The 12,705-nt window shown below is 65.8% G+C and carries 12 protein-coding genes; 3 read left to right on the top strand and 9 right to left on the bottom strand.

Annotated elements, in window-relative coordinates; translation table 11 throughout:
* Nucleotides 1-65 precede the first annotated feature (65 nt).
* Both HRC28_RS06925 and HRC28_RS06920 read right to left on the bottom strand, forming a co-directional pair.
* Entirely contained in the window at nt 66-1,181 is a 1,116-nt protein-coding gene (locus tag HRC28_RS06925) for a phosphotransferase family protein (protein WP_182379402.1), read from the bottom strand.
* Nucleotides 1,182-1,205: 24 nt separating this feature from the next.
* The gene (locus tag HRC28_RS06920; protein ID WP_182379401.1) at nt 1,206-2,099 is read right to left on the bottom strand and encodes a hypothetical protein; all 894 of its coding nucleotides are present in this window, start codon (nt 2,097-2,099) and stop codon (nt 1,206-1,208) included.
* Between the two features lie 63 nt (nt 2,100-2,162).
* On the opposite strand from HRC28_RS06920, the gene HRC28_RS06915 reads away from it, so the two are divergent.
* Nucleotides 2,163-2,813 carry a TetR family transcriptional regulator gene (locus HRC28_RS06915; protein ID WP_182379400.1) on the top strand — a complete coding sequence of 217 codons (651 nt, stop codon included), beginning with the start codon at nt 2,163-2,165 and terminating at the stop codon, nt 2,811-2,813.
* 34 nt (nt 2,814-2,847) lie between these two features.
* On the opposite strand, the gene HRC28_RS06910 is transcribed toward HRC28_RS06915, so the two are convergent.
* On the bottom strand, nt 2,848-4,233 hold the full coding sequence (locus tag HRC28_RS06910; RefSeq protein WP_182379399.1) for an MFS transporter: 1,386 nt from the start codon (nt 4,231-4,233) through the stop codon (nt 2,848-2,850).
* Nucleotides 4,234-4,285: 52 nt separating this feature from the next.
* On the opposite strand from HRC28_RS06910, the gene HRC28_RS06905 reads away from it, so the two are divergent.
* Nucleotides 4,286-4,753 (top strand): helix-turn-helix domain-containing protein, encoded by a 468-nt coding sequence (locus tag HRC28_RS06905; RefSeq protein ID WP_182379398.1) that lies wholly within the window; start codon nt 4,286-4,288, stop codon nt 4,751-4,753.
* Nucleotides 4,754-4,783: 30 nt separating this feature from the next.
* Here HRC28_RS06905 and HRC28_RS06900 read toward each other — a convergent pair whose 3' ends face one another.
* The 3 genes from HRC28_RS06900 to HRC28_RS06890 all read right to left on the bottom strand — a co-directional run bounded on the left by HRC28_RS06900 (nt 4,784) and on the right by HRC28_RS06890 (nt 7,483).
* Entirely contained in the window at nt 4,784-5,752 is a 969-nt protein-coding gene (locus HRC28_RS06900; protein WP_272902679.1) for an alpha/beta hydrolase, read from the bottom strand.
* Nucleotides 5,753-5,847: 95 nt separating this feature from the next.
* Nucleotides 5,848-6,384: a 2,4'-dihydroxyacetophenone dioxygenase family protein gene (locus tag HRC28_RS06895; RefSeq protein WP_182379397.1), complete on the bottom strand. Its 537-nt coding sequence runs from the start codon at nt 6,382-6,384 to the stop codon at nt 5,848-5,850.
* A 16-nt stretch (nt 6,385-6,400) separates the two neighbouring features.
* The gene (locus tag HRC28_RS06890; protein WP_202033249.1) at nt 6,401-7,483 is read right to left on the bottom strand and encodes a zinc-binding dehydrogenase; all 1,083 of its coding nucleotides are present in this window, start codon (nt 7,481-7,483) and stop codon (nt 6,401-6,403) included.
* Nucleotides 7,484-7,599: 116 nt separating this feature from the next.
* Between HRC28_RS06890 and HRC28_RS06885 the strand changes: the two genes are divergently transcribed.
* Nucleotides 7,600-8,613: an AraC family transcriptional regulator gene (locus HRC28_RS06885; protein ID WP_182379396.1), complete on the top strand. Its 1,014-nt coding sequence runs from the start codon at nt 7,600-7,602 to the stop codon at nt 8,611-8,613.
* Between the two features lie 22 nt (nt 8,614-8,635).
* On the opposite strand, the gene HRC28_RS06880 is transcribed toward HRC28_RS06885, so the two are convergent.
* From HRC28_RS06880 to HRC28_RS06870, 3 genes are read right to left on the bottom strand one after another with little or no spacing between them, the layout of a single operon-like run.
* A complete protein-coding gene (locus HRC28_RS06880; protein WP_182379395.1) occupies nt 8,636-10,195 on the bottom strand; it encodes a long-chain fatty acid--CoA ligase in 1,560 nt (519 codons plus the stop codon).
* A gap of 26 nt (nt 10,196-10,221) precedes the next feature.
* Nucleotides 10,222-11,142 (bottom strand): alpha/beta fold hydrolase, encoded by a 921-nt coding sequence (locus HRC28_RS06875; protein ID WP_182379394.1) that lies wholly within the window; start codon nt 11,140-11,142, stop codon nt 10,222-10,224.
* Entirely contained in the window at nt 11,139-12,677 is a 1,539-nt protein-coding gene (locus HRC28_RS06870; RefSeq protein ID WP_182379393.1) for an NAD(P)/FAD-dependent oxidoreductase, read from the bottom strand. Before HRC28_RS06870 ends, HRC28_RS06875 begins: the two co-directional genes overlap by 4 nt.
* Nucleotides 12,678-12,705 lie beyond the last annotated feature (28 nt).

The raw sequence follows: 12,705 nt of genomic DNA, 5'->3' as shown, positions 1-12,705 counted from the left end.
AAGGGAGCCCGGCCTTTCCAGGCCCGACTCCCTTCGGAGGTTCTCGCGTTCAGGACTGGGTCTGGTCAGCGACTACCGGTGATCCACGCAGCCTGCTGGCTGGGCGCCGGTAGGCCCAGGACTTGAGCCAGCGCAACCGAAGCCGGATTTGCCAAGGGCAGCGCGGCGTCCTGCGGAAGGGCACCGAGCTCGATCAACAGGTTCCCGACTCGCAGGAGGAGGATCGCGCATCGCACGCCGGCGAATGCCTCCCACCAATCGATGCTTTGGACCTTGAGGCCGCTCAGCTCCTCATACCGACGAACAGCGGTCGCCGGGTCGGGGAACCCACCAGGAAGAGGAACGCCAAGTCCCTGGCTCCAGGTACGTGTGGTGAAGAGCAGGAAGCCGAGGTCGAACTCGTGCGGCCCGACTTGCGCGAGCTCCCAGTCGAAGACTCCGGTTACTTCTTGCTCGGGTCCGAACATGAGGTTGCCCAGCCGAGCGTCTCCCCAACAGACCGCGGGCGCGCTCTCGACTGCGGGGCGATTCACCTCAAGCCATTCCCAGGCAGCGTCGATGGTCGGACTCGTGCGACCGTTGCCTGCCCAGGAATAGAAGTTCCGCCAATAGGCGAGAAGGCGGTCGGTGGGCGACTCTCCCAACGCGGGGTCGACCAGGAACTCCAGGCCCAATGCCTTGACGTCACCCTGGCCAATCTGCGCCAGAGCCGCCAGCGCATTGTCGTAGAGGGTGGCACGTTGTGCATCGTCCAGGTCCATGACCCACCCCGACACCGTGTACGGCGGGTCGTCGGACGGCACCTCGCCGTAAGCACGCTCCATGAGAAGGAACGGCGCGCCCAAGACGTCACCAGTCGTGTCGACGGCGACAACCTTCGGGGCCGAGGCAGCGGTGCCGGTGGCGATGGCATTCATGACCGTGGCCTCCCGCTCCAGGTCGTAGTCGGGGAAGAGGCCGCCGCTGGTTGGCGCAACGCGCGCGACGAGTCCCTGCTTGACGCGCGCTCCGTCAACCGTCCACTCGGCTTCCATGAGGACCGACTCACTGGACATGCCATTGCTCGACGGGATGTAGACGTCAGTGAAACTGATGTCGCTCACACCGGGCAAGGTGTTCATGAGCCACGCGCCGAGTTGATCGGCGACCTTGCCCGGGTCGAGGGAGTTGATCAGTGCCATCGGGTTTCTCCTGGTGGTTGTGGGTCAGACGATTTGGCGGAGGATGCCTTGCTCGGTCAGGCCGATGCCTGCGGTCCCCTCCGCAACGAGGTGGTCGAACTGGTCGTAGGCGCTGAGCGTCGGTCCGGCTTGGTCGTCGGGGCCCATGGGGCACCAGAACGTTGCGGGCCGGCGCGTTGACTGCACGTCGAGGGTGCGCCCGGACGCTGTCGTCACCTGGGCGCGAGAGAGATGCCCGGACCCGTCCCTGTGGATCGCGAGTCCGGTCACGCGTTCAGCGCCGCCAGGACCACTGACAAATCCAACCGTGACGGGGTCGCGACCGGGCACGAGCAATTTGAGAGCGGAGATCGAGAGGTCAGGAAAGACCCACATGAGCCCGACGTACTCACGCATGGTCGCGGACTCGTCGCGGTAGCCCCAACTGCGATCGCGGTATCCGGCGCCCTCGACTGCGAGGATGCGGCCCCTGAACGTCAGCTCGCCCGTGACCAAGGCACTGCGCTGGTGGTGCTGGACCGGTTGGGCGGGGTCCAGGCTGAGCGTGGCCACTTCGGCGTCGCCGGCAAACGTCGCCAACCCGTGCAACGGCACCCCCGCGAGAACTCCGGACAGGTCAGGATGATTGACCGTCAATCTGGTCTCGGCCTCGAACGAGATCGACTCGCTCTGCCAGGTGCCGTGCTCCAGCGGCTCCACGATCTCGACCAGCTCCCGGCCGACCTGGACGGTGACTCGTGCCCGTCGTCCGGAGTCGGCATTCGGAGAACCTGAAACATGCGCCACGCCGTACAACTCGTGCGCCGGGTCCCAGAAGCAGAAGAACGCATTGTCCCGCCAGGGCCGTGGATCCTCCGGCACCGCCGTCTGGAATGGGGTTGCCAGCGGCCCCCATGTGTCGAGGGTTTCGTTGCCCATGGCACTCCTTCATCAACCGGTCCGTACCTGTACGCTGTATAGGCGCACCCTACGACGGACCCCTTGAGTCTGCAAGAGTTTTTTTATACTTCATTCAAATTTTTGAAAGGTGGTCGCGTGGTCGCCCGGAACTCGGCAGGTCTCGACGTCGCAGTAGTCGTCGATGCAGCACTCGCGATCGCAGACACTGACGGGGTCGACAAGCTGTCCATGCGCGCACTGGCCGGTCGGCTCAAGGTGACCCCGATGGCGATCTACCACCACGTACGGAACAAGGAAGAACTGCTCGACCTGATCGCCGACGAGTCATTGCGCGCATTGATCGATCTGGACGTACCTGACGACCTGGAAACAGGCTTGGTCACGTTCTTCACTGCGTTCCACCGGCTGCATCTCGCACACCCCGCGCTCGCTCATGTCATGTCCCAGCGACCCATCGAAGGGCCGACCGCGACGCTGCTCGGAGAGGAGCTCTTTGGCGCCTTGATCGACGCCGGCATCGACGACGATCGCGCCGCCAACGCAATGGTCAGCCTCGTCAACTTCACCCTGGGCACCAGCCTGTACCGGATGTCACGGTCCGGCCGACACTTCGGCGCCCTCCCGCAAGCGCCCACAGCCAACCGACTACGCGACTCACTTGAGGCCGCCGCCGTTGACGAGGCCCAATTCATCGACGGCCTGCAGCGCTTGGTCCGCAGTTACCTCACCTGACGCGCCCCTCGGACCGCAACGCCGCCGCGTCGCCTCAGGCGGCCACCGCAATCGGTTCGGCGGACGGCACAGGAGTCACCCTCGAAAGGCGCAGCGCTGCGATGGCGGCGAGGAGCATGCAGCCGGCGACAGCGAGCCATGCGTATCTGAATGCCTCCTCGGGGTCCGCGCCACCAACGATCGTCACCAGCATGCTGACTCCGAGGACCAGGCCGACCTGACGGGCCATCGTCACGATCCCGCCGCCCGTGGAGGACTGTGCGGGCGGCAGGGTCGCGGCCGCCGCTGCCAGGAGGTTCGGCATGGCCAGACCGACACCGATGCCGCCGAGCACCCAGGCGGGCAAGAAGGTTGTCCAGTAGGCCGGCTCCGGGTTGAGCGCCAGCGCCTGCCACAGCGCCGACGCGGCGAAGACGAGGCTGCCGGCCGCGATCATGTGGCCGGGTCGCGCACGGGGGAACTGTCGGTGTGCGAGCACCGAGGTGATCGGCACGGCGAGTGGCCCGAGCGCAATCGCCAGGCCGGTCTGCAATGCGTCGTACTCCCAGGCGAGTTGCAGCCAGAGGATCGCGCCGAGCAGGGCGGCACCGAAGCCCGTGTTGAAGACCAGCGTGGCCAGGCTGGCCCACCGGAAGGCGGGCACGGCGAGCAGGGCCGGCGCGATGATCGGCGACGGATGCCGCGCGGTGCGCCGGGCAAAGACCGCCGTGGCGACGACGGACACCGCGAAGGCGCCCAGCACGCGCGCCGACGTCCATCCCCAGTCGCTCGCCTGGACGAGTCCGAGAACAAGCCCACCCACGGCCAGCACGAGCACCGCGGCGCCCGCCAGGTCGGGCAGCGGCGTGCCCTCGTTGTGTCGGACGTCCGGGACGAAGCGGAGCGCGCCGTACACCAGCACCAGCCCGATCGGCAGGTTGATCCAGAACGCCCACTGCCACGACAGTTGCACCAGTCCCCCACCGAGCGCCGGGCCGAGGGCCGCAGCAACCGCGCCAGTCATGGCCCACAGCCGTGCCGCCGATGCCCGCTTGTCCGGTGCCACCGCAGCGAGCAGCAGGCCGAGACTGGCCGGGGTCATCGCCGCGGCTCCGACTGCCTGCAGGACGCGGAAGCCCACCAGCCACCAGATCCCCGGCGCGAAGCCACAGGCCAGGCTGGCTGCGATGAACAGGATCATTCCGGCCACGAACCCGCGCTTCTGTCCCGCGCGATCCGCCAGTCTGCCCATCGGGACGAGCAGCGCGGCGTACACGACGGCGTAGGCGTTGAGGATCCAGCTCAGCTCGGAGAGGTTCGTGCCGGCGAAGTCGCTGCCGATCTCGTCGAAGGCGACGTTGACGATGAAGAGGTCGACGCCGGCAAGGAACGCCGCACCGATCAGTACTGCGGTCACGATCCGCTGACTCTGGATTGCCATAGCCAGAGACTCTAGGTGGCTGACTATGGTTTCGGCAAGTTAGGCTGTGGTCATGACTGTTCGTCTGACCGGCCGGCTCGCACAGCGCGGAGACGTCGCGCTGGGCGATCGCTGTCCCATCGACCGCACACTCCAAGTGATCGGCAACCGCACCACGCTCCTGCTGCTGCGCGAGATCTTCTACGGAGCCTCTCGTTTCGACTCACTCGTCAAGCGGGTCGGCGTGACTGAGGCAGTGGCCGCGCAGCGGTTGCGGCAACTTGTCGACATCGGAATCCTGGCCAAGGAGCCGTACCGCGAACCCGGCCAGCGGACCAGGCACGCGTACGCGCTGACCGACGCCGGCCACGACCTGCTTCCCGTCGTGTTGTCGCTGCTGCAGTGGGGCGCCACCCACACCCAAGGTGGCGGACCCACGGTCACCCATGCGGACTGCGGGGAGCCGGTGCAGGTCGAGGTCCGGTGCGGAGCCGGCCACGCCGTGGATGAGGACGACGTGGTCGTCGGCTCCCGCCGCTGAACCACCACTGGCCCGCAGGTCGCCGTGCGCTCAGAGACCTGCCAGGAATGCCAACAGTTCTCTGTTGACCACGTCGGGGCGCTCTTGCTGAATCCAGTGGCCGCAGTTCGGCACGATGACCGAACCGCGCAGGTCATGCACATGCTCCTTGGCCCTGGCGATCGCCTCCTGACTCCAGATCGTGGCCACGTCGCGGTCGCCGCCGATGAAGAGTGCCGGAACGGTGAGCGGCTTGCCGTCGAACTCGCCGAGAACCTCCCAGCTCAGGTCGGCGTTGGCGTACCAGTTCAGCGGAGCGGTCAGCCCGGAGCGCTCCAGTTCCTGCACCAGGTGGTCGAGGTCGTCCTGGCCAAGCCAGTCCGGGAGCACCTCCGGGTGCTCAAGGTTCCCCGAAAAGCCCTGCCCGCGCGGGACGCACATGGACCCGCGAACGAATCCGAGGAGGAACTCGGGCGGGAGGGTCGTCAGGTCGACCCCAACCAACTCTGGCGGTAGCGGCCTGTCGGCCGACAGACTGAACAGTGCACTGGTCAGCCAGGCGCGAAGGTCCTGCTCGAACTCGCGCTCGGCGACTCCGCCGGGAAGCGCGAAGTAGTCCTGGTAGAACATCGCGTCTGGTCCCGCGATCGCCTGATGAGCGACGCTCGGGCGGCGTTCACCGAACGGGTCGCCGGGCAGCGCGGCCAGCCCCCGGCCGCCAAAGGGCACACTCATGCCCACGACGGCGCGGAACACGTCAGGCCGGGTCCATGCGGCGGTCCAGGCCACCGGTGCACCGAAGTCGTGACCGACGATCACTGCCTGGGATTCCTCCAGGGCCTCAATGACTCCGACGCAATCTGCAACCAGCTCGGTGATTCGATAGGCGGCGGGTTCGGACGGCTTGGAAGAACGGCCGTAGCCGCGCATGTCCATGGCTACCGCGCGATATCCGGCCGCCGACAACGCGTCCAACTGGTGGCGCCAGGAGTACGACGACTCAGGGAAGCCGTGGCACATCAGCACGACAGGCCCCGAGGATCCTGCGATCTGCAGGTGGATGCGTTGGCCATTGGCTCGAACGGTTCGCTCTTCCCAGTGCAAGGGTCCCATGATCAGTCGACGCTGAACTTCGCGGAGCCGCCGGTCAGGTAGTTGACCGGCGCGATGCCCTGAGCCTGCGCGCATTGCTCGGTCAACTTCATGACCGTGACGGCATCCAGCACCGAGTGGAACTGGCCCTCTTCGGTGAAACTGACGTTGGCTCCGTAGATGATGAAGAGCACCACGGTCGGCTCGGTCGCGGTTCTCGGCACCGCGAAGGTGTGCACCGAGGAAGCCGGTTCATAGAGGTACGAGCCGGCGGTCTGCGGCTGGTCGGGGTATTCCTTGTAGATCCACTCCCCCTTCAGGGTGAAGCCGTGCACCGGTCCGGTGTGCAGGTGGATGGGCAGTTCGGAGCCCGGTGCGAATGTTCCGATGACCGACCACACCCCGATCTCGGGATCGAGGAACAGCGGCTGGAAGTCAATGCCGGGCCCCAGGGAGTCCTTGAGCACCGGGATGTCACTCACGTTGACGGTGAGGAGTTCTGTCTGCGGGAGAGAGAAGACGGGCACCTTGCTCGCGGTCTCGTTGGCTGTTGCGGTCATGAGGAAACTCCTTCTCTCAGGGGATGACGATGATCTTGGCGTCGCGCCCCGGGGCGGCCAGCCTGGTGAATGCTTCGGGCACCTCGTCGAGGCCAACGTGACTGGTGATCAGCGGAGCGATTTCCAGTTCCCCAGCGGCCAGATGACCCAGCGCCTGAGCGAACTCGTCGGGCGTGTAGGCCATGCAGAAGACCACGTCGATCTCCTTCAGGAGGGCATAGGTCGGCTGGAACGCGTCCTGTTCCATGCATACGCCGGCGACAACCACCTTCGAGCAAGGTGCGGCGCCCGCCAGGATCTGCTGGATCACTCCGGGAACGCCGACACACTCGAACACCACGGACGGACGGAAAGCGGCGCCTGGGAACATCGTTGTCTGTCGGCCGATCCGGGCCGGGTCATCGGTCGCCGCGATCGAATTCCATGCTTCATACGGCGAGGTCTCCGCCGGGTCGACGACAACGTCTGCGCCGAGCTTCTCGGCAAGCGCCCGACGCGTCGGCGAGAAGTCCGCGGCCACGATCGGGCCGATTCCCCGCATCTTGAGAATCGCAATGACCGCCAGCCCGATCGGGCCACAGCCAATGACGATCGGGACGTCGTCGGCGCCGACTGCGCCTCGGTTGACGGCGTGCAGCGCCACCGCGAGGGGTTCGGCCAGTGCAGCGATCTCGTTGGGAACTTCGTCCGGCACCGGGAGCAGGAGGTCCTCGGACAGCAGCATGTACTCGGCGTACGCGCCCGGCGTCTCGTACCCGGCATAGCCGAGCAGGAGAACCGGCGGGCGCAGAAGGAAGGGGACCGAGGTCACCCTGGTGCCAGGTCCGAGCGTCCCACGGGTGTCGGGTCCGTACTCGACCACTTCGGCGCAGAACTCATGCCCCATGACGACGGGCTCGTCGAGCTTGAAGAGTTCGATTCCACTGACAGCGTGCACGCCTGCGACCAGGTCGGCGCCATGCTTGAGGGCATGCAGGTCGCTCCCGCAGATACCGACGGCGAGCGTTTTGACCAGCACCTCCCCCGGGCCGGGCTTCGGGATCGGGACCTGGACCACCTCCAGTTCCCCGTTGACCATGCTGACGACATTCATTGACATCGCTGAACTCCTGCTGTGAGACCCACGCGGCACGGCTGTGACGGTGATCACGATGCTGGCACCGACTCGACCCTCAAACTTGCCTTTGAGCGACAATTATTTGACAATTGGCGACTATGGGCCCGCTCATCCGAGGAACCGCACTCCTCAACTTCCAGGCGTTGGTCTCGAGCCTCGGCGGCGATGGCAAGGCGCTGCTGCGCGCCCGCGGGATCGATCCGGCTGCCGCAGGTGACTACGACGCATTCCTCTCCAGCGCAGCGGCCGCAGCGGTGGTCGCCGACGCGGCTGAGGCGATGAATTGCTCCGACTTCGGCATGCGCCTGGCCCGGGAACAGGGCGTCCAGATTCTTGGCCCGGTCGCGGTCATCATCCGCAACGCGGAGACGGTCGGCTCCGCCATTGATGGCGTCTCCCGGTTCCTGCACAACATCGCACCCACGGACCACGTCGAACTGATCCGCGGGTCGGAGCAGGCGGTCTTCACCCTCACCACCTCCGTGCGTCAACTCGCACGGCACGACCAGTGGGTCGAGAAAGGTCTCGGCATTTCCCTGGATGCCTTCCGGCTGATGCTCGGCGTCGACTTCGTACCTGTGCGGGTCACCATGCAGCACCGACGAATCTCACCGAACTCCAGCTATTGGGAGATGTTCGGCTGTCCGGTCGAGTTCGAGGCGGAACTGAACTCCGTCCACCTTCCCCATCGCGTGGTCAATCAGACCATCCTGGGGCGTGACGCCGCGGCACTCGCACTCGCCGAGCGGTACCTCGCGGGAATCGGCCCCGACCAAGAGGCAGCTGATCATGTCCGGGACCTGACCCGCCGCCTCTTGGTCGTCAATCAAGCAAGCCTCGCCGCGGCGGCGCGGGCGATGGCATTGCATCCGCGGGTGCTCCAGCGCCGGCTCGCTGACTCAGGAACCACCTTCGAGGAGATCCTGGACGACGTCCGCAAGGAGTTGGCGTGGCAACTGTCCGCGACCGGAATGCAGGTCTCCCAGATCGCGAGCGCGCTCGGCTATTCCGAACAGAGCAGCTACACGCGGGCCTGTCGGCGCTGGTACGACGAGTCTCCCCGGCAGTTGCGCGCGCGTCGTCGCGGCCAGGGCACCAGCGACGAGCGCTGATGCCCCACGGCAACGGGACTTGTCAGGCCAGTTCGCGCTTCAGAATCTTTCCCGTCGCCGTCATGGGCAGGGCGTCGACGAACTCCACGATGCGTGGGTACTTGTACGCCGCCAGTTGGCTCCTGGCCCATGAAACAAGTTCCTCGGCAGTCGTGTCGTCGCCGGCCGTTCGGACAACGACGGCCTTGATCTCCTCGCCATTCGACTCGTGCGGGACTCCGATGACCGCCACCAACGAGACGGCCGGATGCTCCATGAGCAACTCCTCGATCTCGCGGGGATAGACGTTGAAGCCGCCACGGATGATCATGTCCTTCGACCGATCGACGATGTAGTAGAACCCGTCGTCGTCCTTGCGGGCGAGGTCGCCTGACCGGAACCACCCGTCCCGGATGGCCCAGTCGGTCGCGTCGGGCCGGTTGTAGTAGCCCTTCATGACGTTGTGACCCCTGATCGCGATCTCGCCGATCTCGCCCGCGACATCCTTGATGTCGGCCCAGTCCTCGTCGATGAGTTTCATCTCGACACCCTCGATCGGGGTGCCGATCGAGCCCACGCGCGGAACGTCGCCGTACGTCGAGAACGACGCGATCGGCGAGGTCTCGGACAGGCCATAGCCTTCCAGGATCGTGACGCCGAATCGGTCCTGGAACGCCTTGTGAATTTCACCGGGAAGGGCCGAACCACCGGCGACCGCCACTCGCAGAGAGCTCGTCACTGCGGTGATGTCGACCGTCTCGTCGAGCGCCCCCAGCAGTCCCCAGTACATCGTCGGCACGCCAGCGAAGAAGGTCACTCCGTTGGCAACCATCAGCTCAAGGGCGGAACGGGCCTCGAAGCGCGGCTGCAGGACGATCGTGCCACCGAACGCGAGCGCGCCGTTCTGGATGACGGTCTGTCCGAAGGAATGGAACAGAGGCAGGACGCACAGGTAGGTGTCCGGGCGCTCGACGTCCGATCGGAACAAGTTCACGCCAGCGAGGGCGTTGTCCCGCATGTTGCGGTGGCGCAACTCCGCGCCCTTCGGCTGGCCCGTCGTGCCAGACGTGTAGAGGATCACGGCCGTGTCCTCCTCGTCCCGCGGAACGATCTCGAAGGTTGTTGGCTGTTGTGCGACTGCCGTCGAGTAGCTCTCGGGACGTCCCCCTGGGCCCCAGTCGCCGGTCCCCGATTCGATCAGGAAGAACTCGGCACAGCCCTCGTTCTCCTGATAGCCGTGCCACGCGTGTTCCCCGATCGGCAGATCGGCAGTGCCCTCGAACGCAAAGTACGCCTTGGCGTCCGAATCGGCGAGGTGGTACGCGACCTCGCGACCCTTCAGCAGCACGTTCAGCGGCACCACCGTCGCGCCGGCCTTGAGGATGCCGAAGTACACGATCGTGAAGTAGGGCAGGTTGGGGCACGACAGGGCAACCTTGTCGCCCGGCCCGATACCGCGCGAAACCAGCAGGTTGGCCACCTGGTTGGAGGCGGCGTGCAACTCCGCATAGGTGATCCGGCTGTCGCCGAAGACGATGGCTGTGCGTTCCGGGTTTCGCGCGGTTGTCCGCGTCAGCAGTTCGGACAGGTTGTACGCAGGCATGGTGGTGTTCTCCTAGGGATGGGTTCTCAGGCGGTGGCGGCGGCCTTGCGTCGACGCGGTGCACCGCGAGTGGTGGACCGCGCTCGCGTCAGGGGGGTGGCACGTTCGACGTCCCGGAGGAACGCAAGAACGCGGTTGGCGAAGTCCTCGGGACACTCGATCTGGGGCATGTGACCGATGCCGGCGAAGAGTTCTGTGTCGGCGTGCGGGAAGGCCCGCCGTACGGCGTTGAGATGATGCGCTGGAAGGACGCGGTCCTGATCACCCCAGACTGCGAGGGTCGGCCGCGCGTGTTCGGCGGTCGCCGCGATGAGTCGTTCGCGCCAACCATGGCTGATGCGACGGAAGGTGGCGAGCGCCCGAACGGTCTCGAGGAGCACCGTGCTGGCGTCGGGCTGTTCCGCGATCGCAAGAGCATGGTCGATACGAGCCGGGGTCACGAGCGTGGAATCGGCGAAGTTGAGGAGCTCAGCCATCCGCGCACTGCCTCGGGTCGTTCGTCGCACCGCAAGTTCTCCCAGGAGCGGGACGGCCAACAGACGCAGCGGCAAAGCAACCTCCGCCCCGAAGCCCGCGCTGTTCACCAACACGAGGCTGGTCACCCGATCGGGAGCCAAAGCGACGACCTGCATGGCGACCGCGCCGCCCAGTGAGTTGCCCATCAGGTGTACCGGACGCAGCTCGCCGAGCACATCGAGGGTTTCCAGCACCCCACGGGCCAGCACCTCCAGCGTGGTCGGTTCGGGCGAGCGAGCAGAGAACCCGGATCCAGCGAGGTCCAACGCGATCACGCGATGGTGTGCGCGCATGCGTGCGTATTGCGGTCCCCAGTCCTCGAGGCTGCGGCCGATCCCGTGGAGCAGCACCACCGGGGAGTTGGCCGGGTCGCCCTCGATGCGGACGCGGGTAGGTCGGCCGGCGACGGTGACGAAGGTCGGGGTCGTCATCGGCGTGCGCTCGCCGGGCCGACTGCAGCCAGGGCCACCGCTGCCTCCTGGACATGGGTGCCGGCGAACTGAAGTGCCTGATCCTCGATGGGGTCCTTCCCAAGCATGGTGCGATCGAGCTTGTAGTCCTGGTCCAGCTTCCACGGTCCGTGGGACCCCTGCTGCGGGAACAGGTGCATCGCGCGATTGACGTATCCGGTGCCCATGTTGATCAGCGGCGCCCGGGTCAGGGTCGGGTCGTCGACCACAGGTGTGGCGGTCGTGAGGCCGTGCCGGTCCATGTGGCCCAGGAGGCGACAGAACCACTGGGCGACCAGGTCGGCCTTGAGTGTCCAGGCGTGGTTGACGTATCCAATGGTGAAGACGAAGTTGGGCACGTCGCTGACCATGAGGCCCTTGTACGACATCTGGTCATGCAGGTTCACCTGCTCACCGTTCACGTGGAGCGGGATCTTGCCGAAGGGCACCATGTTGAGGCCGGTGGCTGTGACGATCAGGTCGGCCTCGAGCTCGGCCCCGGACTTCAGCAGGACTCCGTTCTCGGTGAAGCATTCAATGTGGTCAGTGACGACGGAGGCTGACCCGTCGGCGATGGCGTTGAAGAGGTCAGAGTCAGGCACCACGCACATCCGCTGGTCCCACGGCGCGTAGTTCGGCTTGAAGTGCGTGTCCACGTCGTAGCCGTCGGGAAGGGCGTTCACATTGACCCTGCGCACGAGCGCCCGCATCTGCTTGGGAAAGCGTCGACTGGCGTTGTAGAGCATGTACTGCTTGTTGATGTTGATCGCCCGCGTGACGGCGTATGCGGCCTTCGCAGGAAGCAGTCGGCGCAAGCCGTTGGCGATGGGGTCCTGGCGAGGAGCGGGCATCACATAGGAGGGTGAGCGCTGGAGCATGGTGACATGGCCAGCCGTCTCCGCCATGACCGGAATCAGGGTCACCGCAGTCGCGCCGCTACCGATGACAACGACCTTCTTGCCTGTGTAGTCGAGATCCTCCGGCCAGTGCTGCGGGTGCACGAGCTCGCCACGGAACCGATCGCGTCCCTCGAAGTGAGGGGTGTACCCGTTGTCGACGTCGTAATAGCCAGCCGCTGAGAACAACATGCCGCACGAGACTTCGAACCTGTGGCCGTCGATGCTGCGCTCGATGGTGACGATCCACCGCGCCTCCTCCGACGAGAAGTTCGCAGAGATGACCTTGTGGCCGAGGTGCAGGTGCCGCGCCAGGTCGTTTTCGTCGATCGTTTCCTGCAGGTACTCGAGGATCTCGTCGGCGTTCGCGATCGCGTTGTCGCGAGTCCACGGCTTGAAGCCGAAGCCGAAGGTGTGCAGGTCGGCGTCCGACCGAATGCCCGGATACCGAAACAGGTCCCAGGTCCCACCGATCGCGTCACGCGCCTCGACGATCGCGAACGTCTTGTCAGGCTGCAAGGTCTTCAGGTGGTAGCCCGTGCCGATGCCGGTGAGGCCGGCTCCCACCACCAGGACGTCGACGTGCTCGAAGGTAGGAGGCGCTTGTGTGTTCTGGTTCATTGCGAATGTCACTTTCAGTACGAGAGAG

Source organism: Nocardioides sp. WS12, from assembly GCF_014108865.1.
GTDB lineage: Bacteria > Actinomycetota > Actinomycetes > Propionibacteriales > Nocardioidaceae > Nocardioides.
Note: the sequence above shows the minus strand (reverse complement) of the source record. Positions and strands in the feature narration are given on the sequence as shown.

Bases quoted from the DNA above. Each gene is read 5' to 3' on its own strand.
- HRC28_RS06905 (WP_182379398.1), top strand. From the start codon at position 4,286: ATGACTGTTCGTCTGACCGGCCGGCTCGCACAGCGCGGAGACGTCGCG.
- HRC28_RS06870 (WP_182379393.1), bottom strand. From the start codon at position 12,677: ATGAACCAGAACACACAAGCGCCTCCTACCTTCGAGCACGTCGACGTC.
- HRC28_RS06880 (WP_182379395.1), bottom strand. From the start codon at position 10,195: ATGCCTGCGTACAACCTGTCCGAACTGCTGACGCGGACAACCGCGCGA.
- HRC28_RS06920 (WP_182379401.1), bottom strand. From the start codon at position 2,099: ATGGGCAACGAAACCCTCGACACATGGGGGCCGCTGGCAACCCCATTC.
- HRC28_RS06885 (WP_182379396.1), top strand. From the start codon at position 7,600: ATGGGCCCGCTCATCCGAGGAACCGCACTCCTCAACTTCCAGGCGTTG.
- HRC28_RS06925 (WP_182379402.1), bottom strand. From the start codon at position 1,181: ATGGCACTGATCAACTCCCTCGACCCGGGCAAGGTCGCCGATCAACTC.
- HRC28_RS06890 (WP_202033249.1), bottom strand. From the start codon at position 7,483: ATGTCAATGAATGTCGTCAGCATGGTCAACGGGGAACTGGAGGTGGTC.
- HRC28_RS06875 (WP_182379394.1), bottom strand. From the start codon at position 11,142: ATGACGACCCCGACCTTCGTCACCGTCGCCGGCCGACCTACCCGCGTC.
- HRC28_RS06910 (WP_182379399.1), bottom strand. From the start codon at position 4,233: ATGGCAATCCAGAGTCAGCGGATCGTGACCGCAGTACTGATCGGTGCG.
- HRC28_RS06900 (WP_272902679.1), bottom strand. From the start codon at position 5,752: ATGTGCCACGGCTTCCCTGAGTCGTCGTACTCCTGGCGCCACCAGTTG.
- HRC28_RS06895 (WP_182379397.1), bottom strand. From the start codon at position 6,384: ATGACCGCAACAGCCAACGAGACCGCGAGCAAGGTGCCCGTCTTCTCT.